The sequence below is a fragment of the Pseudomonas sp. JV449 genome, from assembly GCF_032424295.1.
Classification (GTDB): Bacteria; Pseudomonadota; Gammaproteobacteria; order Pseudomonadales; family Pseudomonadaceae; genus Aquipseudomonas; species Aquipseudomonas marginalis.
In genome coordinates this window covers 69,237-94,409 of sequence record NZ_VYKD01000013.1, presented here as the reverse complement: position 1 = coordinate 94,409, position 25,173 = coordinate 69,237, and the positions used below count along the sequence as shown (strand labels likewise).

The following is a 25,173-nucleotide window of genomic DNA, read 5'->3' as shown; positions in this document are numbered from 1 at the left end:
GATGAATCTATCCCCCCTCAATCGCCGCCGGTTCGAGCGGTTCAAGGCCAACAAGCGTGGCTGGTGGTCGCTGTGGCTGTTCCTGATCCTGTTCGGGCTGAGCCTGGGCGCGGAGCTGATCGCCAACGACAAGCCACTGGCGGTGCACTACGACGGCGACTGGTATTTCCCGGCGCTCAAGCGCTACCCGGAAACCACCTTCGGCGGCGAATTCCCCCTGGAAGCCAACTACAAGAGCCCGTATATCCAGGAACTGCTCAAGGCCAAGGACGCCTGGACCCTGTGGGCGCCGATCCCGTTCAGCTACCAGAGCATCAACTACGACCTGAAGGTACCGGCCCCCGCGCCGCCTTCGCGCGTCAACCTGCTGGGTACCGATGACCAGGGCCGCGATGTGCTCGCGCGGGTGATCTACGGCTTCCGTGTGTCGGTGCTGTTTGCCCTGACGTTGACGGTGCTCAGTTCGATCATCGGCGTGATCGCCGGCGCCTTGCAGGGCTTCTATGGCGGCTGGGTCGACCTGGCCGGGCAGCGTTTCCTGGAAATCTGGTCGGGCTTGCCGGTGCTGTACCTGCTGATCATCCTCGCCAGCTTCGTGCAGCCGAACTTCTGGTGGCTGCTGGGGATCATGCTGCTGTTTTCCTGGATGAGCCTGGTGGACGTGGTGCGCGCCGAGTTCCTGCGCGGGCGTAACCTCGAATACGTGCGCGCGGCGCGGGCACTGGGGATGCAGAACGGCGCGATCATGTTCCGCCATATCCTGCCCAATGCCATGGTCTCGACCATGACCTTCATGCCATTTATCCTCACTGGCGCCATCGGCACCCTGACCGCCCTGGACTTCCTCGGCTTTGGCCTGCCGGCCGGTTCGCCGTCCCTGGGCGAACTGGTGGCCCAGGGCAAATCCAACCTGCAGGCACCGTGGCTGGGCATGAGCGCGTTTGCCGTGCTGGCGATCATGTTGAGTTTGCTGGTGTTTATCGGCGAGTCCGCTCGCGATGCCTTCGACCCGAGGAAATGAGATGAATCAGGACAATCTGATCGAAATCCGCGACCTCTCCGTCGAGTTCGTCACGGGCGAGCATCACCACCGTGTGGTGAACAACGTCAGCTTCGATATCAAGCGCGGCGAAACCCTGGCCCTGGTCGGCGAAAGCGGCTCAGGCAAATCGGTGACCGCCCACTCGATCCTGCGCCTGCTGCCCTACCCGCTGGCCCGGCATCCGTCCGGCACCATCACCTATTCCGGCCAGGACCTGCTGACCCTGAAGGAAAAGACCCTGCGGCATATTCGCGGCAACCGCATCGCGATGATCTTCCAGGAGCCGATGACGTCGTTGAATCCGCTGCACTGCATCGAGAAGCAGATCAACGAAGTGCTCGGCCTGCACAAGGGCCTGACCGGCAAGGTCGCGACCCGGCGCACCCTGGAGCTGCTGGAACTGGTGGGTATCCCCGAGCCGCACAAACGGCTCAAGGCCCTGCCCCACGAATTGTCCGGCGGCCAGCGCCAGCGGGTGATGATCGCCATGGCCCTGGCCAATGAGCCGGAGTTGTTGATCGCGGATGAGCCGACCACGGCCCTCGACGTCACCGTGCAGTTGAAGATCCTGGAGTTGCTCAAGGAATTGCAGGCACGCCTGGGCATGGCCTTGCTGTTGATCAGCCACGACTTGAACCTGGTGCGGCGTATTGCTCACCGCGTCTGCGTGATGCAGCAAGGCTGCATCGTCGAGCAGGCCGAGTGCGAGACGCTGTTCCAGTCGCCCCGACACCCTTACACCCAGGAATTGCTGGCGGCGGAACCCAGCGGTGGCCCGGCCAGCAACGAAGTCGGCCCGCCGTTGCTGGAAGTCGATGACCTGAAAGTCTGGTTCCCGATCAAGAAGGGCTTCTTGCGCAACACCGTCGATTACGTCAAGGCGGTGGACGGGATCAACTTCAGCCTGCCCCAGGGCCAGACCCTGGGCATCGTCGGCGAAAGCGGCTCGGGCAAATCCACCTTGGGCCTGGCGATCCTGCGCTTGATTGCCAGCAAGGGCGGGATTCGTTTCGAAGGCCAGCAGCTGGACACGCTGACCCAGCAACAGGTGCGCCCGTTGCGCCGGGAAATGCAGGTGGTGTTCCAGGACCCGTTCGGCAGCCTGAGCCCACGCATGTGCGTCAGCGAGATCGTCGGCGAAGGCCTGCGCATCCACAGGATGGGCACAGCTGCCGAGCAGGAAGCGGCGATTATCGCGGCGCTCAAGGAGGTGGGCCTGGACCCTGAATCCCGTCATCGCTACCCCCATGAGTTCTCCGGCGGCCAACGCCAACGCATCGCCATCGCCCGCGCACTGGTGCTCAAGCCGCGCCTGATCCTGCTGGACGAACCGACCTCGGCGCTGGATCGCACCGTGCAACGGCAAGTGGTGGAATTGCTGCGCAGCCTGCAGGCCAAGTACAACCTGACCTACCTGTTTATCAGCCATGACCTGGCGGTGGTGAAGGCGCTGAGTCACCAACTGATGGTGGTCAAGCAGGGGCAGGTGGTGGAGCAAGGCGATGCGCGAGCGATTTTCGCTGATCCGCAGCATGGGTATACGCGTCAACTGCTGGAAGCGGCCTTTCTGGTGCCCTGCCCGGAGCGCTTCTGAGCGATGAGCACGCCCACCTCCTGCGTTGGCGTGCCTCGCCATCGGATCACCGTGGCTGCCTACTCGACCTACAGCAACTCCGGATGGCGCAGGCTATCAAGCCCAGGTAAAAACCCTCGACCATGAAGTTCCGCCCAAGAAACGTTTTCTTGGGCAACCTTGAAACGGAACTTCATTCATGTACGAATTTGCCCCGCTGATTGCCGCTGCGGCGACCGAGCCACTGCCTGCCAGCCCCGTCTTGTTTGCCACCCAGGATGATCTGAAGCTGATCAACAGCCTGGTTGCGCTGCTGTCGCCCGCCTTACCGCACAATTGGACTCTGCTGGGGCCTCCCGCGTTGATCGCGGTCGACCGCAACTCCAGGCTTGGCCAATGGATGGTGCTGTTCGGCAAGGCTATCAACCAGAGCGTGTTCCTGGCATGGGCCGACGCGCGGCACCTGGAGTATCGAAGCATCAAGGTCATGGGAAGCTCCCTGCACGCCAATGTCATTCACGAGGACCAAATGACACCCAGGGCCTTTCATCTTCATGACGACCCAGGCTGGCTGGAAGTGTCCGTGCCGATCCTGGGCATCTCCGAGATCCTTGATCCCAACCAGCTGGGCGTGCCCTATATCGACTTGCCAAACGGCCACAGTACGTTTGAATTGCCACTCGAGTTGACGCTGGCGTTCTACGGCTACACGTTGCCCAAAAACCAGATCCAGGCGCGGATGATTGTCGATGAGCTGCAGGCCTACCATGCCTTTCCAACGATGGGTGACAATGGCCGCGCGCAGTCGGCGACACGCCATGAAATGCACGCACAGCACCTGGATTTGCTGCAACTGGCCGATAACCTCGAGCAATGCATGGCCAGCGCGGCAGCCACGGATGAACCCCATGACAGCTACCTCGCTTACCGCCAGCGCCTCACGCTGAGGTCTGACTCTTTCGTAGCGCACACCTTGAAAGAAGCCGCGCAATTACTGCAGAGCGTGATCAATTCGATCGAGTTCACGCAGACGTTCCCAACTGCGCTGGGTCCCGATGAATACTTTATTTATTCCGGCGAGGATCACTCCCTGCGGGCCTCACCCGCGCAGATCCAGGGGACCAGTATCAGCCTGCGTACACACCTGGGCGGTGCGCCAGTGGCGGGTCGGCTGATTCGCCTGGCGCAATATGCGTCGTTGCTGGGAGAACAGGTGGCCTCCAATAACAGCGTGAGCCTGGCGCAGCTCATGCACTTCTACGCCATCGAGGTCCCCCTCCAGGCCAGCGAGGTGCACGCCCTGATCGCGCGCCTGCGCCAGTCATCCGTGCCTGGGCAGCCGTACTGCAGTGAAGCTGCCCAGGATGCGCAATGGCTCAAGCGCAAACAAAACAGCCTGAGCGCCCTGAATAACTTCAATCGGCTGCAGACAGAGCTGGAGCGAGTCAGCGCTGGCAAACAACCCGATGAAAAGGTTGAGCTAGACGATACGGTCGAGCTGGACACTGACTCGATGTTCTACCAGTTGCTGGAGGAGAGCGCCGAAAAACTGCTGATGATGATCAAGCACAGATCATTTGTCGCCATTTGCGTGAAACGCGGTATCGACGACGAAAAGGCGCTGGTACTGCTGACTGAAGAGGGGTACGTGGGCGCGGACGACAGGGACGGCAGGCGCAGAAACCTCACGGACGATATCGTCTCCAGTCCAGCGCTCAAGCGCTGTCTCACGCCCTTGCAGGAGCTGGCCAAACAATTGGGTGGCGAGCTGCGCAGTGATATGAAGGCCACCCTCAAGCAGTTGATGAAGTTCCTGCGCATGCCCGAAGTGAAGACAGCGGAGCAGGCCCGGCAGGCGGCGCACTACCTGAGGGCCGTCAGGGCTGCGACACCACGGCTGGGCAACTACTGGCAGGGCCTGGGCCAGCCGCAGCCGTCATTGCTGACCTTATCCAGCACACAACGCCGACAGGTATACGAAGCGCAACAGGCGTTTGCACAGGCGCATGGAGCGCCCCTGTTCAAGTGGCTCGGCGAACCTTGTTGGGCGGGCAAGAGCGCCCCCAGGATCCGCGCCGAAGCGGACATGCTGCTGAACCAGATGGTGCAGAGCCAGCGCAGCCAGCTATTGGTCGAGCGCCTGGACACCCTCGTCATCTGGTCCGATGCCGCACTGCACGGTACAACGCCACAACAGCGTCGACAAACACTGCTGCTCAGCGCGCTGATTCTGAGCCTGGACGAACAGGCCGGCACACAACGCAACCTGGTCGGCGGGCTGGCCATCGATACCGATTACTACTGGGGTGACAACTGTGCACTGGTGCGCAGCAATCTTGAAGCCCTCCTGCGCCAGACGCTGCTGGAGGGTGCCCCATTGGCCGCGCATTTGCTGCTCAGTGGCAGCGCGCCACAATTGCTCGTGCGCAACATCCCCGAAACCTTGCCTTACCTGTGTAACCAGAACTGGGTCGTGTTCAAGCAGTTCGTCGATTTCATCGAGCTGAAAACCCCTGGCGCCAGCCGGTACATGACACTTGAGAACATCATGACCCTGGTCCATAACCCTGCCACGACGCTCAACCGGGAATTCTGGGCGCTGCCTCCTACGGTCGATCCCGTCCTCGACTGGGCGCGTGCCAATGGCGTGGTGGATGCGACGGACACGGACCTGCCCTTTAAAGGCGAGCTCGCCGTGCGCACCTATGAGAAACAGAAGCGCACACTCAACGATGCCTTCGGATCGCTGCACACCCCCTATCCGGATCAGAAGGAGGCGGCATTGAGGTACCTGCGTGAGGTCTATCCGGATAACGCTCACCTGGACAAAACCGTGTTCATGCCGGCGCCCTTCCTTCCGCCCGGTATTCGCTATCCGCAAGTCAGTACCCAGGATATTTCCTTTTCCCTGGCCGAACTGTATCTGGCCGGTGAGTTAAAGCACATTGAACGCTGGAGGGCGATTCAGCCACAGGTACGTGTCAACAGGTTTTCGCCATCCTTGAGAACGCTCAAGGACCACAACGCTGATGAAAACTTCCACGCCGCGCTCGAATCCATCCGTGAGAGCTATATCGTGTGCATTGCCTACCTGCTGGCCTGCCTGCCGCTGCCCAAGCGCGTCAGCCTGGAGCAGGGAAACATCGAACTGTACCTGCTGCGCAAACCGTCCCCCGCTGCCCGGGACACGATGATCACCGCACATTTTGGATGCCTGTTGCGTGTTCGCTACCAGCGGGATCGCTACCTGCTGCAACTGCTTCCCAGGCAGATGCTGGTCACGCAGCTGGCCAGCCCGCCATCCGGTTTGCTGAATGACCCGGTCGCCCCAGACCCTGTTCAGTTGCAGATCGATTGGAGCGCTTATCTCACCGGTTCCGAACCCGTGGCGGGCGCCAGTTCGCAGGTCCTGCTCCATCCCCTGGACGCCACCCTCATAACGGATACCCAGGGTGACCCCGCCCCCATACCGAAGTCCTGGCAATCGGCACGACTCGAAGCGATTGCCAGGATGGTCGTTGACCAGTGCCTGCTCAGTAACCACCGGGATCTGAGTGAGTCCACGCAGAACCTCAACAATGTGGAAAAGGTCCTGCTGATCAACAACCGCCGAAACGAGCGTTTGCACAATCTGAAACCCTATTAAGCCATCGGCTACCCAAACGCCAGGGTCTGTGCAACGATCCGTTTCTGATCTTGACTGCCCTGGAGTCGCGCCCATGACACCGCCCGCCCCTTTCCCCGCCGCACCGCGCTTCTGGCGCGACGAGCGCCTGCCGTTCATCGAAGCGCGCACCATCGCCGACGGGCGCAAGGTCACTTACACCCGTCACGCCCATGAGCACTTCTCCATCGGCGCGATCACCACCGGGCGCAGCTATTACCATTACGGCGCCGATACATTCCAGATCAGCGCCGGCACCGTGGTGTTGATGAACCCCGGCGATGTGCATGCCTGCAACCCTATCCACGACCAGCCCTGGTCCTATCATATGCTGTACCTCGACACGCCCTGGCTGACCGGGCTGCAGTACCAATTGGGCTTCAGCACCGACCAGGGTTATCGCCCGTTCAATACGCCGCATACCCGTGACCCGCTGTTGTACGGCGGCTTGCTGGCGTTGTACCGGATGCTGGTGAACGAGCAGGCCGAATTGCTGCAAAAGCAGAGCGCACTGGTGAGTTACTTCAGCGAAGTCCAGCAGCGCCTGAACCCTTCACCCACACCGATGCGCGAGGTCAACCACAAGCTGGAGCGGGCCGCCGAGTACATCCGTGCGCACTGCACCGAGGCGTTGAAACTCGAAGACATCTGCCTGGCGGCCGAACTGTCGCCGTCGTACCTGATCCGCGCCTTCAAGCAGTACTACGGGCTGACGCCCCACGCGTTCCTGGTCAACCAGCGCATCCAGTTTGCCCGCACCCAGCTGCGCAAGGGCGAGTTGATCGCCGACGTAGCGCTCGCCGCCGGTTTTGCAGACCAGGCGCACTTCCAGCGCACCTTCAAGCAGCATTTCGCCGCCACCCCCGGGCAATACCGCGAGGTGCTCAAGCCATCAGCAAATAACCCACACTGGCCACCAGCAACGCGGCCATCGAGCGGTTGAACAGGCGCACGCCGTGGGGATTGTCCAGGTAACGGCGTAGAAAGGTCCCGGCATAGGCCCAGCACGCCACCGACAGGTAGCAGATCACCAGGTAGAGACTGGCAAACAGCCAGACTTGCCGCCCATCCCCGTCGGCCACAAACAGGCCCATGCCCGCCACACAGGCCAGCCAGGCCTTGGGGTTGAGCCATTGCATGATCGCGCCGTAGAGCATGGATGGCGCTGTCGCGCTGCCCTCCGCGTTGAGCTGGCCGTCGTCCACCGCCAGTTTCCAGGCCATGTACAGCAGGAACGCCACCCCACCCCACTGGATCAACTGGGTCAGGATGGGCCAGCGCACCAGCACCTCGTGCAAACCCAGGCCGATCAGCACCAACAGCAAGGTAAAGCCAACGGCAGCGCCGAACACATGCTTCTGGCTGGCGACAAAACCGAAGCGCGCGCCTGAACTCAGGGCGACCACGTTGACCGGTCCCGGCGTGATGGACGTGGCCAGGGCGAAGGCGGCCATGGAAATGATCAAGCTCATTGCGGTTCCCTTTTTATGATGAGGCGTAAACAGGGTTCCACGGTATAAGGCCGGGTCAAATCGGTATTGAACAAAATCACCCTGGGGCGTGGATCACACAGTCTTCGACGCCACACACCCGCCCATCCTCAGCCAGGATCTCGACCTAGTGCAGTGGCTTGGGCAGGTGTGTGGATGCCGGCGTTCAACGCTGCGTGGGAATGCGGATTTCGCCATCACGGCATTGGGTTTTCACACTGCGTGGGCAACCGGCGAAGGCCAGGTCCTTGGTCAGGCACACACGCACCTCCGACAGCACCTTGCCTTTGCAGATCACCGCCAGCCCATGGGTGCCCATGCGCGGGTTACTTTCGCGAAACAGCGCCTCGATCTCGCGGGCAGGCAACGACGGCGGTGTGTTGAACGGTTGCAGTTGCGCAGGGATGGCAACCACGCCCAGCGCCGCATCGGTTTTCTCCAGGTATGCCAAGGGTTCCAGCCCGCTGCAGGTGCCGTGCTTGGCCCATTCGTGGGTGAGCAGCGAGCGCGTCGGGAACAGCGCCGCGCCTTTGTCCATCTCTTCGCGGCTCAAGCGCGATTGCGTCGCACAGGTCGCCGGCCACCCTCCCCGCGCGTATTGCGGCCACAAGCCGTGCAGCACAAAACCGTAGCCCTTGCCCGAACACTGCTCGTTGTCCGGATGCGTCAGGCAGAAGGTCGGCGACCATGACAGCGACAACACATAAAAATCAAATTCCCCAGGCGTCCCTTGGCTACGCGGGGCCGCCATCGCCGTTGTGGCAAGTGCCAGCCACAGGACCATGCAGTATTTCATTCAGCTATTCCTTGGAAAATCATCCCGGCAGATTGGGATTACGTTGCAGGACCTTGTCCAGGATCCGATCGGTCTTCAACGCCTCGATGGCCAGCGACGGATGCTCGGCTTCGCCGCGAATATGCGCGTTCATGGCCAATACGTGGTGCCATTGGATATGCGTGTGGCATGGCACTTCCAGCACCTCGCTGGTCTCGCCCTCCAGGTGCAGCGGCTGGTCTTCGAAGACCGAGAACTGGATGCGCCCACGGCTACCGATCAATTCGACCCGGTCCTCACGGCGGTCGGCGACGAAGTTCCAGCAGCCCATGCCCAGCGCGCCCGAGCTGAAGGTCCAGCAGGCCGTCACGGCGTCCTCGGCGGCATAGCTTCCGGCCTGTCGTGCAGTAAAGCCCGCCACTTCGACAATATCCCCGGCCAGGTACTGGAACAGGTCGAAACCGTGGCTGGCCAGGTCGGCAAAGTAGCCGCCACCGGCAATGGCCGGGTCGGTGCGCCAGTTGGCGGCGCTGGCGTCCTCGGCGGCCGGCGGCTTGCACAGGGTCCAGGTCAGCTGGCGTAACGTGCCGATGCGCCCGTCCTGCAGCCACGCGCGCACTTGCTGGAAGCGTGGCAGCGAGCGCCGGTAGTAGGAAACAAACAGGTGCAGCCCGGCGCGCTCGAAGGTGCGCTGCATCAGCGCGCTCTGTTCGGCGTTCAGCGCCATCGGCTTCTCGACACAGCAATGCTTGCCGGCCGCCGCCACCATCAGGCTGTATTCCAGGTGGCTGTCGGGCGGCGTGGCGATGTACACGGCGTCCACTTCGGGGTCGTTGATCAGTGCCTGGGCGTCGGTGTAGTAACGGGCAATCCCATGTCGCGATGCATAATCGCGCACGGCCTCCTCGCGCCGCCCCATCACGGCCACCAGCGCCGAACCTGGCGCTTTGTAGAAAGCGGGTCCACTCTTCAATTCAGTGACACTGCCACACCCGATCATGCCCCAACGTACGCTGCTCATCTGTTTTCCTCGTCCGTTTTCATCAATCAGGCAGTATCCACATCCCCACGCCGACACGCCATAACCACTTAGCATGACAATTGCATTACACTTTTATGACATTCATCCCGCTGCGGGGGCACAGACGATGAAAATACGCGCAACGGTCATTTGCGAACACGAGGGGCATATCCTCTTCGTGCGCAAGGCCAGGTCAAAATGGGCCTTGCCGGGCGGCAAGGTGGAACGGGACGAGCGCCCGGTCGGTGCGGCCGAACGGGAGCTGGAAGAAGAAACCGGATTGAACGTGGACGGGCTGCTGTACTTGCAGGAGCTGAAGGCCCACGACACCGTGCACCATGTATTTGAAGCCTCGGTGGTGAATATCGCGGATGCGCGGCCGCTGAACGAGATCGTCGACTGCCAGTGGCACGCCTATGGCGCCGTGGACCAACTGGACACCACCGACGCCACGCGGCACATCGTCAAAGCCTTTCTCCGGCGTCTGTAATACAGCGCCCAACCTGTTATCCAGCCCCCTTCGTTAGACCAGGCCATTTGCTCTCTGCCGTTCGACAAAGGATCTGTCGACCGCGGCAGCCGCTGTGTGTGTCAAAGGCACCCACATGGCCTGGTGAAGGGCGGCAGGCGGAGGTATCAGTGGCGAGGGCGCTTCCCCTCACCGCTGGGGGCAAGACTCAAAAACTGATCTGGGACGGGCCATTTCCTGCTGCCGATTCTTCTCCCGGGCGTTTCACCCGCGTTTGCTCTGCCATGTCCTCCGGCTGTGCGCCGCCGAAATCGGTGATTGCATCCAAAGAGTTAGGTTGAGCAGCAGCCTGCGCGGGACGTACGTTAGAGCTTTCGATCATCGTTCTTTACCTTGTTGCTCTACCCAACGGAATGTCAGGTTTCTCTGAGCTCTACCTTCGTGGCACTTTGAGATTTCCAGTTCCATCAGCCTGCTCACGACCGAGGTTCTTTGCCTGCCAACTTTGCTTGGGCCTTTGCCTGCCCGCGCCTGTACAAGGCCTCCACCAGCTGCTGCCGTTCATCCTGGGGCAAGGTATTGGCGAACTGCGCCAGGGTACCGTCCACCAACGCCCGCAGCGCCATATCGGCCTCCCGTGCCTTGGCCAGTTCCGCTACCAACGCCTCACGATCCAGGCTCGGCGCTTCCAATTGCTTGATCACCCCCAGCCGCGCCTCACGCCCGGCCATGATCAGCGGCTGGCTGTCGTCGCGATTGCGGCGCAGCAGTTGGCGCAGTTCCCTGCGCCGCTCCGGCGGCAACTTGACCATCGCCTGGCGCAGGCCATGCTGGTTGACCACCGCTTCGGCGGGCCGGGCGTTGGCCATCCAATGGTAGAGACCGCCGCCCACCCCACCGATCAAAAATACGTTGAGCAGGATCGAGGCAAACAACCACGGCTTCAGGGATCTGGTGGTCATTGTTCGGTTTCCTCGGCATTGACGCTGAAGACGACTTCCGCGTCGCCCTGATCAAAGACACTGGGCAGCACGTCGGAGGACAACATCGGCAGCGGCACGCTCATGGACGCCACCAGCATCCCGGTGACGATGCCGGCAATGCCCGCACCGACAAGGCCGGCGGGCGATAACCAGTTGGCATAGCGTGACCAGAATGAGCGTGGGGCGGATTGGCGTATCTGCCGGACCAACGCCGGGTCGGGGAACGCCAGGTGATGGCTGTCCAACTGGCTGTCAAGCCAACGCGCCTGCTGCAAGGCTACACGGGCATGGACGTTGCCGTTGTCGAGCAGCGCCTGGGCCGTTGCCCGTTCTGCCGCGGGCCAGCGACGCAGGTCCGCCCCATAGACGTCGGCCAGGTACACAAAGCGTTCGGGTGTCATGATTTTCCCCTTCCTGGGCGGGCAAGCCCGGGTGTATCGGCAAGTTGGCTGCGCAACTGGCGTCGGGCCCGCGACAGCAGGCTCTCCAGTGCCTCGACGCTGATATTCATCAGGGCCGCGGCGTCGATGTTCGACAGCTCCTGGTAGTACTGCAACACGATGGCTTCGCGCTGGCGTTCGGGCAAGGCCGCCAACGCGGCGGCCATGCGTGTACTGCGGTCCTGGGTCTCCAGTTGCTCTTCAGGCGATGGCGAGCTGTCTGCCACCTCCACCGCCGCCTCATCGCTCAGCGGGCGCTCCTTGCGCCGCCGCAAGCGGTCGTGGCACAGGTTCAGCGCGACCCGGTGCAGCCAGGTGTCGAAACGCGCCTCGCCACTGCGCCAGTGGGCGGCCTGGCGCCAGATGCGCAGGAAGCTTTCCTGGGCCACGTCCTTGGCCTCGTCGGCGTCCCCCAGGATCCGACTGGCGAGCGCCAGCAAACGCGGGAGCTTGCGCGTCACCATTTCGTTGACGGCGGCAGGTTCGTTATTGCCGATACGCGCCAGCAGCTCAACGTCCGGATCAGTGTCTTTCAATCGGGCAGTTCTCAGGGCCAAGGGTCAGGGTTCAGCGGATCCAATGCCCTTCGCGCCAGTACCAGTTGGGGCCATGGGCTTCCCAATGACCAGGCTCCCAGCGCGCATGACGCATCACTGGCTGCCAGTGGCCCGGTACCCAGCCATAACCGCGCCCTTCCCAACGCCAGTGGCCACGGTCCCAGGCATAGCCGGGGCGCTCGGCCGGGATCATTTCCACACGTTGCGGCGGCGGTGCCTGCTGGATAATGATCTCGGTCTGGGCAAACGTCGGGGTGCTGACAAACGCGGCGAGGGCCAGCGGAGCAAGCAAGGCAAAACGCAATGTGGCCTGGGGTCTCATTGGCAACTCCTCCATGCAACCCGCGAAAGTGCAGGTTGCTGATGGGTTGAACGGCGCGTGCACAAAAATCCGTCGCGGGCTGCGCAGATTTTTTCAGCAGGGTGCGAGACCAGTATTGCTCAGGGGTTGGCGGGGCTTGATGAAATGTCTGAAAGGATTGCGACGGATTTTCGCCGGTCGCCGCGTTGAAGGATTAACCCCGGCCAAACCAAGAGGAAACACCATGTACCGTCGACTTACCCTGCTGGTTGCCGCTGCGCTGATCGTCAGTCTCAGCGGCTGCGTGATCGTGCCGGAACACCGTCATTGCTGCTGGCGTTACTACGGCGCAGTGGACGCGCCCAGCCATGCTGTCATCGGCTAGCTGGCCGCCGCCATGCCCGTCACACGACCTCTCGTCTGCTGCCTCGGCAAGCGCTTGACTCCCACCGTCGATCACACGACGCTCTGGGCACTTAGCCATCATTCGAGCCGTCCACCATGAGCATCGCCCCTCCGAGCCAGCCCGACAGCGACGTATACCGCACGCTGCTGGAGTCGACCAAGGCCATCCCCTGGCGTATCGACTGGCAGACCATGACCTTCAGCTATATCGGCCCGCAGATCGAAGCGCTGCTGGGCTGGACCCCGCAAAGCTGGGTCAGCGTCGATGACTGGGTCTCGCGCATGCACCCGGACGACCGCGAATACGTGGTGAATTTCTGCGTGTCGCAATCCCGTGCAGGGGTGGACCATGAGGCGGATTACCGGGCGCTGACGGTGAACGGCGACTACGTGTGGATCCGCGACGTGGTGCATGTGGTGCGCAAGGACGGCGAAGTCGAGGCGCTGATTGGTTTTATGTTCGACATCAGTGAACGCAAGAAGACCGAAGAACATCTGGTGCGCCTGCAAAAGCAACTCGAGGAATATTCCTATCAGGACGGCCTCACCGGCATCGCCAACCGGCGCATGTTCGACACCGTGCTGGAGCGCGAATGGGCCAGCGCCCTGCGCAGCCAGTTGCCACTGTCATTGATCATCCTGGATATCGATTTTTTCAAGCAGTACAACGACCACTACGGCCATATCAAGGGTGACGAATGCCTGCGCGAGGTCGCGCGTACCCTGTCACTCGCCGCCAACCGGCCGCGGGACTTCATCGCCCGTATCGGCGGTGAGGAGTTTGTGTGGTTGCTGCCGGAAACCGACGCAGCATCGGCGAGACAGGTGGCACAGCGCTGCCTGCACCTGATCTGCCAGCAACAGATCGAACATGGCTTTTCAGCGGTATCCAACCTGTTGACCCTGAGCCTCGGCGTGGGTACGCGCATCGTCAAACCCGACAGCCCGATGCTGGGTTTTGTCGAAGATGTCGACAAGTTGCTCTACCAGGCCAAACGCAACGGGCGAATGCGCGCAGAGTTTGCAGACGGGGAAGTTTGATGCCGGGTCAAATCGCAGGCAAAAAAAATCCCAAGTAGCTGATGGAAACTTGGGATTTAAAAATGCATAAACCGTGGGAGGTGAACGCCCGGCTATAGTAACCAGTGTAAAAAGCTGTAACAAGAAAATTTTATATCCTTTCGTCGGATTAGAAGCGGTGTAAGTCCTTCAATAACCACATGTTTTTTAAGGTAACGAAGTATATAAGTGCCACTTTTTGGTGCAACTACCGCCGTTATTCCCACTTATAAAAAAGGGTTATAAGTTACGGCGGCGTGACACTCTTCGATCCGCCCTCGCTCAATTGCTTGCAGGTATCGCGAAGTTCGAGGCCACCGGATGTGGCCACACTGGCGACCCGCTCAACCTGTCGACAAAGTGCCAAACGCTCGGCCGCTTCTTCGCGCTGGCGATCCGCCTTGGCGTTGAGTTGCACGAAATAGCCCCCCAGCACTACCGCAACGCACAGCACGCCGACCGCGAGGGAGCGCAAGCTGGTGGACGATGGGCGGGCTGCCGGGCTCATCGGCTTACCCTGCCCTGCTCTTCTGGTAGCGAACGTCGTCACCCTCCACCCGCTCCACCACTGACCAGCCCAAGTGCCGGTAGAAACCGTTGGCGCGGATTTCGTCGCGGCCGTCGGTGATCAGGAACAGCCTGTCATGGTGTTCAAACAGCGCCGCTTCGGCGACCGCCATCAGTTGACGGCCCAACCCGAGGTTCTCGTGACTCGGCAACACGAACATCGCAAATACCTCACCTTCAGCCAGGTCGACCATGGCGAAAGCGACTGGCTGGCCATCCACTTCGGCAATCCATACGCAGGGCGCTTCACGCATGCTATCGGCCAGCAGCTGCGGCGTGATGCCCAGTTCAGCCATCTGCTCAATACTCAAATGGTTTTGGACCACCGACGTGCGGATCTCGAACAGCGTATCGACATCGTCCTGCGTCGCCGCGCGAATTAGCGTTTGCATACCGGCCCCCCCTTAGTGAAGGACGCAATTGTATGCAAATTGAAACACAGTGAATGTCGTGGATTTGTAAGCGACGGCCTACCAGAACCCTGAGCCTGCACTCGCCGGCGTACGCACCTGCGGGGTACGGTCCAGCAGCCTCAATAGCGGCAGGCACGCCGCCTGGATCAGCAACATCCGGATCACCTGCATCGCGGTCACCAGCGTCACCGCCAGGCCCAGGGCCTCGGCGGTCAGGCTCATTTCCGGCGCGCTGCCGGGCATCATGCCCAAGGCCAGCGACAGCCACGGCATGCCCAGCCAGGCGCCAAGTCCCCACGCGGCGAGGACCGTGGCAATTACCGAACCCGCCAACAACAGCAACACCTTCGACAGAAAACCCGGCGCCCGCAGGAAAAAACCACGGTCAACCGCAACGCCGAGCGCGCAGCCGATCAACAGCTGGCCGGTGCCACTGAGCCAGCCTGGCATGCTCATCGACAGGTTGTTGCAGCCCACTCCCACCGCGCAGATCAGGAACGGCCCGAACGTCCATGGGTTGGGCAGTTTGCAGCGCTGGAAGCCCAGGGCTGCCAGCCCGCTCATCGCCAGGATGAACACCAGCCAGGGCCAGATCACCGGCAACGGCACACGAACAGCCACGTGCGGCATTCCAAAGGTGGCGACGGCGGGCACCGCCAGCAGGATCAGCAGTAACCGAATGCTATGGGCCGCCGCGATAAACGATGTGTCCGCCTGACGTTGGCGCCCCAGGTGCACCATCTCAGTGGAATTGGCCGGCATCAACGCGAAGAACGCCGTACCGAATGAAACGCCCCAGCGGTGCAGGATCAATACCGAACACACGGCCAGCACCAGCGTCAGCATCACTGCCGTTACGATCAGGCCAAGATGGGTCGCCACTTGCTGCATCACCGGCAGGGTGAAATGACAGCCGATGGCCACCGCCACGATCAGTTGCCCGATCTTGCGCCCGTGGGGCACTTCCGGCACCCGCGCGCCGGCCCATCGGCTCAGCATCACGGCGACCAGCGAGCCAATCACCCAGGGCAACGGCCACCCCGCCCAACTGGCAACGCTGCCGCCCAAGGCGCCGATGATGAGGGTCAGGAGCCAATACTGGCGAAGGTTGCGCATTGTGATGAACCCGGCATGGAGAAGAATGCCGACAGGTTATAGACTTGACATCATCACAGAAAATATCCATTTGTTAAGCAAATCATCAACTTTTGTTATGCGAGCCCGTATGAACCTGAAAGCCCTGGAGTACTGCGTCGAAATCGCCCGCCAAGGCAGCTTCACCAAGGCCGCGCAGGCGCTGCATGTGGCGCAACCGGCATTGAGCATGGCAGTCAGTCGGTTGGAAGAGGAACTGGGTGTCGCCCTGTTCAACCGTGCTACGCGGCAAATCAGCGTGACTGCCGAAGGCCAATTGTTCCTGGCGCGCGCCGAAGCCTGCCTGGAAGGTTTGGCTGGTGCCCGCCGCGAGCTGCAGGACCTGACTCAACTGCACAGCGGCGAGATCCGCATCGGTGTGCCGCCTATGTACGGCATCCGCCATATTCCCGAACTGTTGATGCAATTTCGCGCGCGTTATCCCGGCATTGCCATGCATGTGGTGGAAGGCAGTGCCGATAACATCAGCGAACGCCTGGCCACACGGCAGATTGATGTGGCGCTGCTGGAGTCGCGACGGGTTGACCCGGACTGGGAGTCGGTGCTGCTCGGCAGTGATGAGATGGTGTTGTGCATGCACGAAAGGCATCCGTTGGCAGGGGCACCTTCGATCACGGCGGCGCAATTGCAGGACGAGCCCATGCTGGTCTTCGACAACACCTTCCTGCAACGCCACCTGCTGGATGCCTTTTGCAGCGATGCCCGCGTGCGTTTCAATATTGCCCTGGAAAGTAATTTCGTTCCGCTGGTGATTGCCGCCACCCGCAGCGGCATGGGGGTTTCCACCCTGCTGCGGTCAGTTCAAGAGCAGGAGGTCGGGCTCACGGGTGTGTCTTTCGAGCCTGCACAATTCATGCACTTCAACCTGTGCTGGCGCGCCAGTGAGTATTTGTCCCAGGCCAATCGGCGCTTTATTGAAACGGCAAAGGTGTATTTTCAGGAGGATGCCAGCTCGCCGCTGACACGCTAAGCGGGCTGGCCACTCATTTGCGTGCCACTTTGTAGCGCACGCAATCCTGATAGAAACTCTGGCGAATCGCTTCGGGCTTGAGCCGTGATCGACTGTCATACGTCTGTTCGGTGATGCCCATGGCCATCATGCGCATCCAGGACTTATTGAACTTGATGGTCTGGATCTTCTGCCGCGCGGCGTACAACGACACCCCCGACAGCTTGAGTTCCTGGGCCCTGGCAGCCGTGCCGGCGCCCCAACTGCACATGTACTTGTCACCCTCGCGCAGCTCCCGTGCCTGCACGGCAGCCGCGCCGCCGGCCAGGGAGCAGGCGATCAGCATGATTCCAACAGTGCGCATTTGCTTCCTCACCTAACCACCTGAAAATAAAAGCGATTCTGGCGAGGATTTTGTTACAAAGGGGCCACTAAATTGCCTTATCGGTGAAACCGAATGACAACTGATGGCCCTGTAATGAGCCCGCTTGTTGTGGCGAGCGAGCTTGCTCGCGCGGGGGCGCGAAGCGGCCCCCCACCAATACACCTATGGGTATCAGGTAGAACGCGGTGCCTGGTTTTGGGGCTGCTTCGCAGCCCAGCGCGAGCAAGCTCGCTCACTACACAGGCCCAGGTACTTACCACTGGTAGGTGGCACTCGCCTGCACCGTACGCTGCGAGCCATACCAGCACCATGAGTACGAGTAGCACGACGCGACGTACTCTTTGTTCGCCAGGTTGGTAGCGTTCAGCGCCAGCCGCAGGTTGTCCTTGAGGTTGACGATGTTCTGGATGTCGTAGTGCACCGCCGCATCGAACAAGGTGTAGCCCGGTACTTTCAGCGTGTTAGCCGTGTCGCCCCAAGATGAGCCGACATAACGCGCACCGGCACCGGCCCCGAAGCCCTTGAGGTTGCCATCGTGGAAGGTGTAGTCCGCCCACGCCGACGCGGTGTGACGCGGCACCGCATAAGTGGTGGTGCCTTCGGCATTGATGGCTGGGCCTACGCCGATGTCGCTGATGGGCGCATAGCGCACGGTGTTGTTGGACTTGCTGATGCGGTTATCCAGGTAGGCATAGGCCGCCGTGATGTCCAGGTTGTCGTTGAGGCTGGCCTTGCCTTCGAGCTCAAAACCACGGGATTGCACTTCGCCGTCCTGGCTCTGGCAGCGACCGCTGCCGCACAAGTGGGTGGGGTCCGGGTCGGTGGTGAGGACGTTGGTCTGGCGCAGGTCGAAGATCGCAGCGGTGATAAAGCTGTTGCTGCCCGGCGGCTGGTACTTGATGCCGATTTCATACTGCTTGCCTTCGGTCGGCTTGAACACCGAACCGCCGTAACCGGTGCCCGACTGCGGGTTGAACGACTCCGCATAGCTGGCATACGGCGCCAGGCCGTTATCGAAGAGATAGACCAGGCCAATACGCCCGGTAAAGGCCTTGCTGTCCAGGGAGGACTGGCTCTTGGCCCCGGTGCGCAGGGTCTTGGTGGTGCTGTCGGTGCTGGCCCAGTCATAACGACCGCCGAGCAACAGCACCCATTTGTCCCACTTCATCTGCTCTTGCAGATAGACGCCGGTCTGTTCGCTGCGCGACGTACCGTCGGTGGTGTACGCCGGTACCGGCACGGCCGCGCCATACACCGGGTTGAAAATATCCAGGGTCGGCCCGGCGGTATACGTCCCTGAGCCCAACAGGGTATCGGTGCTGGTGTTCTGGTAGTCGAGCCCCATCAGCAGGGTGTGTTGCAGTGGGCCCGTGTCGAATTTGGCCTGCACCTGGTTATCGAGGGTGTAGGCATCCATGTCGACGTCACTGGCAATGGTGGAACGTCGAATAGTGCGGTAATCCGCCATCAGGTAGTTGCTGTAGAGGCTGCGATAACGCCCTTCGCTGCGCAGGTAACGCGCGTTCTGGCGCACCGTCCACACATCGTTGACGTGATGCTCGAAGGCCCAGCCGATGGAGTAGTACTCGCGATCGCTTTTCTCGAAGTTCTTTTCGCCGTCGTAGAAGTCCACGTCGATGCTGCGCCCGGTCGGGCTGTGCAATACCGAGCCCCAGGCCGGCACCGAACCATAGGACGCGCCCTTGGGGTCCTTCTGGAAATGCCCGAGCAAGGTCAGCGAGGTGTCTTCGTCCGGCCGCCAGGTGAACGCGCTGGACAACGATTGGCGACGGGTTTCGGTGTGATCGACCTGGCCATCGGCATCGTCGAACAGCCCCGCGACGCGGTAGGAATACACGCCTTGATCGTCAATCGGCCCGCTCAAATCGAAGGTGGTGCGCTTTTTGTTAAAGGTGCCGTATTCGACGCCCACTTCATGGAACGGCGTATCCAGCGGGCGCTTGCTGACCATATTGATCACCCCGCTCGGCGTGCCCTGCCCGTACAGCACCGACGCCGGGCCGCGCAGCACTTCGACGCGCTCCAGGTCGAAGGCATCCTTTTGCGGCAAGGCATCACGGCTCGACGGCATGCGCAGGCCGTCCAGGTAAGTGGCCGGGGCAAACCCACGGATGGTCAATTGGTCGAGACGCGACGCCGTGGCGCCGCGGGTTTCCGGGATGACCGCGGCGCTGTAGCGCAGGATCTGGTTGAGGCTCTCGGCGTTCTGTGCGCGCATCTGGTCTTTGGTGACGATGGAGATCGACTGCGGGGTCTCGATCAGCGCGGTATCGGTCTTGGTGCCCGACAAACTGCGCGTAGCCACATAACCGGACACCGGCCCGGTAGGGCTTTCGGCCTGGTAGGCGCCGCTGATGGTGGTGGCCTGCAGCTGCATGGCGCCGCCGTTATCCGGGATGGCTTCCAGGCGGTAGCGGTCGGCCGAGAGCTTCAGCGCCTGCAGGCCGCTGCCGGCGAGCAACTGGGTCAGCGCCTCGTCGGTGGCATACTGCCCGCTCAAGCCATTGCTGCGTTTGCCGCGTGTCAGGCTCGCATCAAACGCCAATACCAGGCCCGCCTGCTCGGCCAGGATATTGAGCGCCTGGCTCAAGTCACCGGCCGGAATCTGGAAGCCGCGTACAGCGCTGCGGCTTTCTTCGGCGAAGGCGGATTGGACGTTCAGCAACGGCACGGCGGCGAAAGCCAACGCCACTGACAAGGCCAGTGGGTGCAAGGGGCGAGCAAGGCGCGACATGGGAAATCCTGGGTAATAGAGGTTCTATTAACCATGACGGCCAGGTCGGCAAATCGGGCAAGAATGAGAGCAGTTTTTATTTGGGCGGCGTAGATCGGTGTGTTGTGTCTCCCTCATTAACCCCACGCCACCACCAACAATCCCACCCCCAACGCCAGGCACAACGGCGAATAGAACCACGTATCCCACCGCGCAAACCGTGACCCGCCGACCTTCTTGAAAAAACCCACCAACTCCGAATCCCCAATCGCCCTGGCAAACATCAGCAGGGCGATCGCGCTGATTCCCCATTGCAGCGCCGCATGGGAGACCGCCGAAAAGTACAGCCCGGCCCGCAGGCACACCAGCAGCGCAATGCCGACCAAGCCCATCGCCACCAGAAAGGTACCCAGCGCCGAGGGCTTGAATGCAGGGCGAGGCCCGCTGGCGAATTCGCCGGGCAGTTGGGGGATGGCGGCGAGGCTGCCGAGTTTGCCGCCGGCAGCCCAGTACAAGTGCACCATGCTGATGCAGGTAAAAACGCCGACGATCCATCGTGCGATGACAAAGCTCATGGCGGGTTCTCCCTGAAAGGTGCGAAACAGGATAGTCGCCCTGGGATTTTTTGCAGGCATTTCGTCGGCGGCTGATGGTAAAGTGCCGCCCCATGAAAATCGCCCGTGCCGACCGCTCGCTCATTGCCTGGATGCTCTATTGCTGCGTCCTGTTCAATGTATTCGCCTGCAGTATCGGTCACGGGCAGATGGTGGGGATGCAGCTCAATGGCATCGGCGGGCAGTTCTGTACCGTCGACCCGCGTACCCAGGCGCCCAAGCCGTCCAACTCCACCGATGAGAGCCTGCCGACGCTGTCCAAGGCGTTTGGTTGCCCGCTGTGCTCCACCGGCGGCATGGGCCCGGCGCTCAGTTCCAACCTGAATGTGGCGGTGGTGCCACAACCCCATGCACCGCCGCCGGCCGTCGTGCTGGCCGCTGATATCCCTGCCCGCTTCACCTGGCCCACGGCTAACCCGCGCGCGCCCCCCGCCTTCGCCTGATCCCTTTGCTTTCCAATCTGCACTGACCACCGGTTCCACACGGAATGACGGACGGTCGTGCGTTGTTTTCAAGCCAAGTTTTTCAGGATTCAACCATGAAACATCTACCCCTGTTGGCGGGCCTGTTCGGCTGCCTGCCTGCCTGCGCCTGGGCCATCGAACTGGCTCCGACCACCATTGATGGCGAATCAACTGCCGAACCCGGCCTCACCCTGGATCAATCCAGCGGCGTGGCGTCGCGTCTGGGACTGAGCGTGCGGGAAACCCCAGCGTCGGTTGCCATTGCCAACCGCAGTGACATCGAGCGCCATGGTGCCAAGACGTTCCGCGATGCCGCCAACACCCTGCCCGGCGTCAACGCCAGTGCGCCGCCGGGTTTTGGCGGGTTTGTCTCTTACCGTGGGTTTACCAGCAGCCAGATCACCCAGATGTTCAACGGTATCAATGTCGCCACCGGCCTGGCCCGCCCCGTGGATGCCTGGATCTATGACCGCGTGGAACTGGTGGGCGGCCCCTCCTCCCTGATCAACGGCGCCGGCTCCGTAGGCGGCTCGCTCAACTATGTGACGAAGCTGGCCACCCGTGAGGAGCAGGCCGCCGAAGGTCAGCTCACCTATGGCAGCTACGACACCACCGGCATGGCATTCGGCGTCAATCACGCGCTGACCGAGCCCGGCGCCGAGGTGCAGCATTACGCGCGCCTGGATGTGAGCCGCAACACCAACCACAGCTACATCGACCGCGACCAGCGTGAGGCCTGGAGCCTGGCGTTTTCCCTGCTCAGCGACCTCACTCCCGACCTGTCCCATACCCTGGCCCTGGAATACCAGGATGAACAGGAAGACAGCCCTTACTGGGGCACGCCGGTGCTCAACCCCAAGGCCGGCGAGCTGAAGATCGACAAACACAACCGTTTCAATAACTACAACGTCGCCGACGGCCGTTACGAGCAGCGCACGATCTGGGCGCGCTCGATCATCGACTACCGGGTCAACGACAGCACGACGCTGAAAAATACGCTCTACCACCTCGATAGCCAGCGTGATTACCGCAACCTCGAAACCTACCAATACAACGCCGACAACAGTGCGGTAAACCGCTCGACCGCCTACCAGGTGCGTCACCAGGGCGAACAGCACGGCAACCAGTTCGAGCTGCGCCATGACGACCGCCTCTTCGGCCTGTCGACCACCTGGTCCGGTGGTTTTGAGTACAAGGTCAACAGCACAACCAACACGCCGCTGAATGTGCCGGGTAACAGCACGGTGGACCCGAACGGCTTCGCCCCCGGGTACTTCTACGACATCCCGCGTACCCGGGAGAACTTTGGCAAGGACAAGACCAATGAGGTCACCACCAAGGCGTTGTTCGTGGAGAACCGCCTGGGCCTTACCGATAAACTCTCGCTGCTGAGCGGCCTGCGTTACGACGCCATCGACCTGGATGTGACCAACCACCGCGAGGTCACGGCCACCAACCCACGGCACTTCAAGCGCCGTTGGGAACCGGTGACCGGTCGCGTCGGCCTGACTTACCAGTTCATCCCATCGGCCAATGTCTACGTGCAATACAGCACCGCCGCCGAGCAACCGAGTACGACCACCCAGGTGTTCGATGTGTCGACCGGCAAACAATGGGAGGTGGGCAGCAAGTTCGACTACCTGGACGGCCGTGGCTCGGCCACCGTTGCTGTCTATAAGATCGAACGCAAAGACTTTGCCGTAACCGACCCGCAGGACCCGACCACGAGCATCCCGGTCGGCGCGCAGTCATCGAAGGGCATCGAGCTGGCCAGTTCATTGCGCATCACGCCCAGGCTGCTGGCGGAAGGCAACATCGCCTGGGTGGATGCCGAATACGATGAGTTCAACGAGAAAATCGCCAGTGGCGCGGTGGTCTCGCGCAAGGGCAATACACCGACCAACGTGCCCAGGCGCATCGGCAACCTGTGGTTGACCTATGACTTTACCGAGGACTGGCAAGGCGGTGTGGATGCACGCTATGTCGCCGAGGTGTATGCGGACAATGCCAACACCCAGACGGTGCCGGCCTACACGCTGTTCGGGACGTTCCTGCGCTACCAGGTGGATTCACACACCTCGGTGACCGGCCGGGTGCGCAACCTGACCAATGAGGTGTATGCCGAGTTTGCCCATGTGTCGCCAGCGTATTACCTGGGAGCGCCACGGACATTCGAGCTGGCGGTGCAAACCAAATTCTGAAGCGACAGTGCAAACAACATGTGGGAGGGGTGTAGCCCCCTCCCACATTATTTTTGATCTCCGCTCGGCAATAAGCGCCGTGTTTACTTCAAGCTGGCTTCGACCTTCTGCGCCACATCCTCGGTCAACCACGCCTTCCACACCTCAGGATGCTCCTTGAGGAACGCCTGGGCCACCTCCCGGGGCGCGGTGTGGTTCTCGCTCATGGTCGCCAGGGCTTTATTCAGCGGCTCGATCGGAAACTCGACCTTCTGGAAAAACCCGGCAATCTGCGGATGTTCCTTCTGGAACGGCGTGGACACGCCAATACTCAGCTTGGACGCCAGCGACCGCGTAGGCTTCGGATCGGGGTTATCCGCATCCGTCAGGGTCTTCCAGGCCTCGGCATCGAACGGTGGCTCCTCCAGCTGGATCAGCTTGTAGCGCCCCATCAACGGCGTCGGTGACCAGTAGTAGAACAACACCGGTTTGCCGCGACGGATGGACGAGGCAATTTCGGCATCCAGTGCAGCTCCCGAACCGCTGCGGAAGTTCACGTAGCTGTCATCCAGGCCATAGGCCTTGAGCTTCTGTTTATTGACCACTTCCGAGGTCCAGCCGATGGGGCTGTTGAGGAAGCGCCCCTTGCCGGGAGACTCCGGGTCCTTGAACACGTCCTTGTAGCGCGCAAGGTCCTTCACGCTCTTGAGGTTCGGCGCCAGGGGCTTGATACCTTTGGCCGGGTCGCCCTTGACCACATACTCCGGCACCCACCACCCCTCGGTGGCCCCCTTGACCGTATCGCCCAGGCCCACCACCTTGCCTTCGGCCTCGGCCTTGACCCACACCGGGCTGCGGCCGGCCCACTCTTCACCGATGACCTGGATGTCGTTCTTGGCCAGGGCGGTTTCCAGGGTGATGGTGGTACCGGGCAAGGTGTCGGTGGGCAAGTCGTAGCCCTTCTCGACGATGACCCGCAGTATTTCGGTGATCAGGCTGCCGCTTTCCCAGTTCAGGTCGGCAAAGTGCACCGGCGCTGGCGCGGCCGAAACTGGCAGTGAAGCCACCGATAGACCCAGGGTCGTCAGCGATGCAGCCAACAGCGTTCTCAATCCTTTCATGCCCATGCACCTCGCGATGTCGCAGCAAACAACGAACGGCTTTGCTGTCTATGCGCGAAGCCTCTGAATAGTTAAGTCAACTCAACTGTAGTAGAGGTTCCGGGAGATAGGAGATGTTCGCAGTATTTACCGATTACTCACTGGCCTTGAACGTCACCAGCTCACCCTTGCGCCATTTGGCGGCCTTGCCGGTCACGGCCTTGAGGGTCTTGGTCAGGCCTTCCTGCAGTTGTTCATGGGCCGCAAACACCAGCATCACACTGTGGCCTTCCTTGAAGACGATGCCCTGGCCCTCGGGCGAGGACACAAAGGCATAGTCGCCCAAGCCATACACCGTCAACTTGATGTCGCGGAACTTGAGTTCGAACTTTCCACCTTCGCGACTGGGCAATACCGCAGCACGGAAATGGTCGCCCACCTTGAGCTCCAGACGGGGTTTGTCATCCACAACCATTGCCGCTTCGGTATCGATTTCGGCGATGTAGATGCCTTCCGGCGTCTGCTCAGTGATGTAAACAAAACGGGATTGAAACTGCTTGACCAACTTTGCGCGCAAATCGCCCAGCACGAACAACGCGTGCATATCCAGATTACTGACTGCCAAGGAAACGCCCCCACATCGAAAAGAGCACTGTCCGCCGGAGCGGGCAGCACAAAGAAACGGCCATCTCGGCACGATCACACAACACATTCATGGAAAACTGAAGAAGACCCCGTTGCTGCGCCCAAAGCCCCGGACAGGCATGCACGATGGGCCTTGCGCAGGGACATCAGGCATCGCAGGAGATCACAGGTTCAATAACCAGAGAATA

Annotated in this window: 26 protein-coding genes; 10 read left to right on the top strand and 16 right to left on the bottom strand. The window is 61.3% G+C overall.

Annotated features, from left to right (window positions below; translation table 11 throughout):
- The first annotated feature begins 1 nt into the window (after position 1).
- The 4 genes from F6S08_RS12610 (at position 2) to F6S08_RS12595 (ending at position 7,222) form a co-directional block, all read left to right on the top strand.
- Positions 2-1,021, top strand: a complete 1,020-nt coding sequence (locus F6S08_RS12610) for an ABC transporter permease (protein WP_027606501.1) — start codon at positions 2-4, stop codon at positions 1,019-1,021.
- A 1-nt stretch (position 1,022) separates the two neighbouring features.
- Positions 1,023-2,636 carry an ABC transporter ATP-binding protein gene (locus F6S08_RS12605; protein WP_065947737.1) on the top strand — a complete coding sequence of 538 codons (1,614 nt, stop codon included), beginning with the start codon at positions 1,023-1,025 and terminating at the stop codon, positions 2,634-2,636.
- Between the two features lie 178 nt (positions 2,637-2,814).
- Positions 2,815-6,261 (top strand): hypothetical protein, encoded by a 3,447-nt coding sequence (locus F6S08_RS12600; protein ID WP_315871665.1) that lies wholly within the window; start codon positions 2,815-2,817, stop codon positions 6,259-6,261.
- Between the two features lie 73 nt (positions 6,262-6,334).
- Entirely contained in the window at positions 6,335-7,222 is an 888-nt protein-coding gene (locus F6S08_RS12595) for an AraC family transcriptional regulator (protein ID WP_315871664.1), read from the top strand.
- Here F6S08_RS12595 and F6S08_RS12590 read toward each other — a convergent pair.
- The 3 genes from F6S08_RS12590 to F6S08_RS12580 form a co-directional block, all read right to left on the bottom strand.
- A complete protein-coding gene (locus F6S08_RS12590) occupies positions 7,164-7,751 on the bottom strand; it encodes a LysE family translocator (protein ID WP_065947735.1) in 588 nt (195 codons plus the stop codon). The genes F6S08_RS12595 and F6S08_RS12590 overlap by 59 nt on opposite strands.
- A 184-nt stretch (positions 7,752-7,935) precedes the next feature.
- Positions 7,936-8,565 (bottom strand): ribonuclease T2, encoded by a 630-nt coding sequence (locus F6S08_RS12585; protein ID WP_315871663.1) that lies wholly within the window; start codon positions 8,563-8,565, stop codon positions 7,936-7,938.
- 19 nt (positions 8,566-8,584) lie between these two features.
- The gene (locus tag F6S08_RS12580) at positions 8,585-9,565 is read right to left on the bottom strand and encodes a Gfo/Idh/MocA family protein (RefSeq protein WP_065927926.1); all 981 of its coding nucleotides are present in this window, start codon (positions 9,563-9,565) and stop codon (positions 8,585-8,587) included.
- A gap of 127 nt (positions 9,566-9,692) precedes the next feature.
- Here F6S08_RS12580 and F6S08_RS12575 point away from each other — a divergent pair, with 127 nt between their 5' ends.
- Positions 9,693-10,055, top strand: a complete 363-nt coding sequence (locus tag F6S08_RS12575; protein ID WP_065927927.1) for an NUDIX hydrolase — start codon at positions 9,693-9,695, stop codon at positions 10,053-10,055.
- A 187-nt stretch (positions 10,056-10,242) separates the two neighbouring features.
- Here the strand turns inward: F6S08_RS12575 and F6S08_RS12570 are convergent, their stop codons facing one another.
- The 5 genes from F6S08_RS12570 to F6S08_RS12550 all read right to left on the bottom strand — a co-directional run bounded on the left by F6S08_RS12570 (position 10,243) and on the right by F6S08_RS12550 (position 12,336).
- Complete coding sequence (locus F6S08_RS12570; protein ID WP_159440245.1) at positions 10,243-10,416, bottom strand: hypothetical protein; 174 nt, start codon at positions 10,414-10,416, stop codon at positions 10,243-10,245.
- Between the two features lie 94 nt (positions 10,417-10,510).
- A complete protein-coding gene (locus tag F6S08_RS12565) occupies positions 10,511-10,996 on the bottom strand; it encodes a periplasmic heavy metal sensor (RefSeq protein ID WP_065927928.1) in 486 nt (161 codons plus the stop codon).
- Positions 10,993-11,418 carry a hypothetical protein gene (locus F6S08_RS12560; RefSeq protein WP_065947733.1) on the bottom strand — a complete coding sequence of 142 codons (426 nt, stop codon included), beginning with the start codon at positions 11,416-11,418 and terminating at the stop codon, positions 10,993-10,995. Before F6S08_RS12560 ends, F6S08_RS12565 begins: the two co-directional genes overlap by 4 nt.
- Positions 11,415-11,993 (bottom strand): RNA polymerase sigma factor, encoded by a 579-nt coding sequence (locus tag F6S08_RS12555; protein WP_065927930.1) that lies wholly within the window; start codon positions 11,991-11,993, stop codon positions 11,415-11,417. Before F6S08_RS12555 ends, F6S08_RS12560 begins: the two co-directional genes overlap by 4 nt.
- Positions 11,994-12,024: 31 nt before the next feature.
- Positions 12,025-12,336, bottom strand: a complete 312-nt coding sequence (locus F6S08_RS12550; RefSeq protein WP_315871662.1) for a YXWGXW repeat-containing protein — start codon at positions 12,334-12,336, stop codon at positions 12,025-12,027.
- 223 nt (positions 12,337-12,559) lie between these two features.
- Here F6S08_RS12550 and F6S08_RS12545 point away from each other — a divergent pair, with 223 nt between their 5' ends.
- Entirely contained in the window at positions 12,560-12,700 is a 141-nt protein-coding gene (locus F6S08_RS12545) for a hypothetical protein (protein WP_162844259.1), read from the top strand.
- 116 nt (positions 12,701-12,816) lie between these two features.
- Positions 12,817-13,761, top strand: a complete 945-nt coding sequence (locus F6S08_RS12540) for a diguanylate cyclase (protein ID WP_315871661.1) — start codon at positions 12,817-12,819, stop codon at positions 13,759-13,761.
- A gap of 265 nt (positions 13,762-14,026) precedes the next feature.
- Here the strand turns inward: F6S08_RS12540 and F6S08_RS12535 are convergent, their stop codons facing one another.
- The 3 genes from F6S08_RS12535 to F6S08_RS12525 all read right to left on the bottom strand — a co-directional run bounded on the left by F6S08_RS12535 (position 14,027) and on the right by F6S08_RS12525 (position 15,875).
- Complete coding sequence (locus tag F6S08_RS12535) at positions 14,027-14,287, bottom strand: hypothetical protein (protein ID WP_065927933.1); 261 nt, start codon at positions 14,285-14,287, stop codon at positions 14,027-14,029.
- A 4-nt stretch (positions 14,288-14,291) separates the two neighbouring features.
- On the bottom strand, positions 14,292-14,738 hold the full coding sequence (locus F6S08_RS12530) for a GNAT family N-acetyltransferase (RefSeq protein WP_065927934.1): 447 nt from the start codon (positions 14,736-14,738) through the stop codon (positions 14,292-14,294).
- 78 nt (positions 14,739-14,816) lie between these two features.
- Entirely contained in the window at positions 14,817-15,875 is a 1,059-nt protein-coding gene (locus F6S08_RS12525; protein ID WP_315871660.1) for an AbrB family transcriptional regulator, read from the bottom strand.
- A gap of 109 nt (positions 15,876-15,984) precedes the next feature.
- Here F6S08_RS12525 and F6S08_RS12520 point away from each other — a divergent pair, with 109 nt between their 5' ends.
- The gene (locus tag F6S08_RS12520) at positions 15,985-16,884 is read left to right on the top strand and encodes a LysR family transcriptional regulator (protein WP_315871659.1); all 900 of its coding nucleotides are present in this window, start codon (positions 15,985-15,987) and stop codon (positions 16,882-16,884) included.
- A gap of 13 nt (positions 16,885-16,897) precedes the next feature.
- Here the strand turns inward: F6S08_RS12520 and F6S08_RS12515 are convergent, their stop codons facing one another.
- The 3 genes from F6S08_RS12515 to F6S08_RS12505 all read right to left on the bottom strand — a co-directional run bounded on the left by F6S08_RS12515 (position 16,898) and on the right by F6S08_RS12505 (position 20,557).
- On the bottom strand, positions 16,898-17,227 hold the full coding sequence (locus F6S08_RS12515) for a hypothetical protein (protein ID WP_026136677.1): 330 nt from the start codon (positions 17,225-17,227) through the stop codon (positions 16,898-16,900).
- A gap of 274 nt (positions 17,228-17,501) precedes the next feature.
- Positions 17,502-20,003: a TonB-dependent siderophore receptor gene (locus tag F6S08_RS12510; protein WP_315871658.1), complete on the bottom strand. Its 2,502-nt coding sequence runs from the start codon at positions 20,001-20,003 to the stop codon at positions 17,502-17,504.
- 116 nt (positions 20,004-20,119) lie between these two features.
- Positions 20,120-20,557, bottom strand: a complete 438-nt coding sequence (locus F6S08_RS12505) for a DUF3995 domain-containing protein (RefSeq protein WP_065927938.1) — start codon at positions 20,555-20,557, stop codon at positions 20,120-20,122.
- Positions 20,558-20,649: 92 nt separating this feature from the next.
- Here F6S08_RS12505 and F6S08_RS12500 point away from each other — a divergent pair, with 92 nt between their 5' ends.
- Positions 20,650-21,039: a DUF2946 domain-containing protein gene (locus F6S08_RS12500; protein ID WP_074846374.1), complete on the top strand. Its 390-nt coding sequence runs from the start codon at positions 20,650-20,652 to the stop codon at positions 21,037-21,039.
- Positions 21,040-21,134: 95 nt separating this feature from the next.
- Positions 21,135-23,261: a TonB-dependent receptor gene (locus F6S08_RS12495; RefSeq protein ID WP_065927940.1), complete on the top strand. Its 2,127-nt coding sequence runs from the start codon at positions 21,135-21,137 to the stop codon at positions 23,259-23,261.
- 83 nt (positions 23,262-23,344) lie between these two features.
- On the opposite strand, the gene F6S08_RS12490 is transcribed toward F6S08_RS12495, so the two are convergent.
- Both F6S08_RS12490 and F6S08_RS12485 read right to left on the bottom strand, forming a co-directional pair.
- Positions 23,345-24,361, bottom strand: a complete 1,017-nt coding sequence (locus F6S08_RS12490) for an ABC transporter substrate-binding protein (RefSeq protein WP_315871657.1) — start codon at positions 24,359-24,361, stop codon at positions 23,345-23,347.
- A 133-nt stretch (positions 24,362-24,494) separates the two neighbouring features.
- On the bottom strand, positions 24,495-24,944 hold the full coding sequence (locus F6S08_RS12485) for a hypothetical protein (protein WP_051429370.1): 450 nt from the start codon (positions 24,942-24,944) through the stop codon (positions 24,495-24,497).
- Positions 24,945-25,173 lie beyond the last annotated feature (229 nt).

Excerpts from the sequence above, each read along its gene's own strand:
- F6S08_RS12610 (WP_027606501.1), top strand. The coding sequence starts at position 2 with ATGAATCTATCCCCCCTCAATCGCCGCCGGTTCGAGCGGTTCAAGGCC.
- F6S08_RS12605 (WP_065947737.1), top strand. The coding sequence starts at position 1,023 with ATGAATCAGGACAATCTGATCGAAATCCGCGACCTCTCCGTCGAGTTC.
- F6S08_RS12600 (WP_315871665.1), top strand. The coding sequence starts at position 2,815 with ATGTACGAATTTGCCCCGCTGATTGCCGCTGCGGCGACCGAGCCACTG.
- F6S08_RS12595 (WP_315871664.1), top strand. The coding sequence starts at position 6,335 with ATGACACCGCCCGCCCCTTTCCCCGCCGCACCGCGCTTCTGGCGCGAC.
- F6S08_RS12590 (WP_065947735.1), bottom strand. The coding sequence starts at position 7,751 with ATGAGCTTGATCATTTCCATGGCCGCCTTCGCCCTGGCCACGTCCATC.
- F6S08_RS12585 (WP_315871663.1), bottom strand. The coding sequence starts at position 8,565 with ATGAAATACTGCATGGTCCTGTGGCTGGCACTTGCCACAACGGCGATG.
- F6S08_RS12580 (WP_065927926.1), bottom strand. The coding sequence starts at position 9,565 with ATGAGCAGCGTACGTTGGGGCATGATCGGGTGTGGCAGTGTCACTGAA.
- F6S08_RS12575 (WP_065927927.1), top strand. The coding sequence starts at position 9,693 with ATGAAAATACGCGCAACGGTCATTTGCGAACACGAGGGGCATATCCTC.
- F6S08_RS12570 (WP_159440245.1), bottom strand. The coding sequence starts at position 10,416 with ATGATCGAAAGCTCTAACGTACGTCCCGCGCAGGCTGCTGCTCAACCT.
- F6S08_RS12565 (WP_065927928.1), bottom strand. The coding sequence starts at position 10,996 with ATGACCACCAGATCCCTGAAGCCGTGGTTGTTTGCCTCGATCCTGCTC.
- F6S08_RS12560 (WP_065947733.1), bottom strand. The coding sequence starts at position 11,418 with ATGACACCCGAACGCTTTGTGTACCTGGCCGACGTCTATGGGGCGGAC.
- F6S08_RS12550 (WP_315871662.1), bottom strand. The coding sequence starts at position 12,336 with ATGAGACCCCAGGCCACATTGCGTTTTGCCTTGCTTGCTCCGCTGGCC.
- F6S08_RS12545 (WP_162844259.1), top strand. The coding sequence starts at position 12,560 with ATGTACCGTCGACTTACCCTGCTGGTTGCCGCTGCGCTGATCGTCAGT.
- F6S08_RS12540 (WP_315871661.1), top strand. The coding sequence starts at position 12,817 with ATGAGCATCGCCCCTCCGAGCCAGCCCGACAGCGACGTATACCGCACG.
- F6S08_RS12535 (WP_065927933.1), bottom strand. The coding sequence starts at position 14,287 with ATGAGCCCGGCAGCCCGCCCATCGTCCACCAGCTTGCGCTCCCTCGCG.
- F6S08_RS12530 (WP_065927934.1), bottom strand. The coding sequence starts at position 14,738 with ATGCAAACGCTAATTCGCGCGGCGACGCAGGACGATGTCGATACGCTG.
- F6S08_RS12525 (WP_315871660.1), bottom strand. The coding sequence starts at position 15,875 with ATGCGCAACCTTCGCCAGTATTGGCTCCTGACCCTCATCATCGGCGCC.
- F6S08_RS12520 (WP_315871659.1), top strand. The coding sequence starts at position 15,985 with ATGAACCTGAAAGCCCTGGAGTACTGCGTCGAAATCGCCCGCCAAGGC.
- F6S08_RS12515 (WP_026136677.1), bottom strand. The coding sequence starts at position 17,227 with ATGCGCACTGTTGGAATCATGCTGATCGCCTGCTCCCTGGCCGGCGGC.
- F6S08_RS12510 (WP_315871658.1), bottom strand. The coding sequence starts at position 20,003 with ATGTCGCGCCTTGCTCGCCCCTTGCACCCACTGGCCTTGTCAGTGGCG.
- F6S08_RS12505 (WP_065927938.1), bottom strand. The coding sequence starts at position 20,557 with ATGAGCTTTGTCATCGCACGATGGATCGTCGGCGTTTTTACCTGCATC.
- F6S08_RS12500 (WP_074846374.1), top strand. The coding sequence starts at position 20,650 with ATGAAAATCGCCCGTGCCGACCGCTCGCTCATTGCCTGGATGCTCTAT.
- F6S08_RS12495 (WP_065927940.1), top strand. The coding sequence starts at position 21,135 with ATGAAACATCTACCCCTGTTGGCGGGCCTGTTCGGCTGCCTGCCTGCC.
- F6S08_RS12490 (WP_315871657.1), bottom strand. The coding sequence starts at position 24,361 with ATGAAAGGATTGAGAACGCTGTTGGCTGCATCGCTGACGACCCTGGGT.
- F6S08_RS12485 (WP_051429370.1), bottom strand. The coding sequence starts at position 24,944 with ATGCACGCGTTGTTCGTGCTGGGCGATTTGCGCGCAAAGTTGGTCAAG.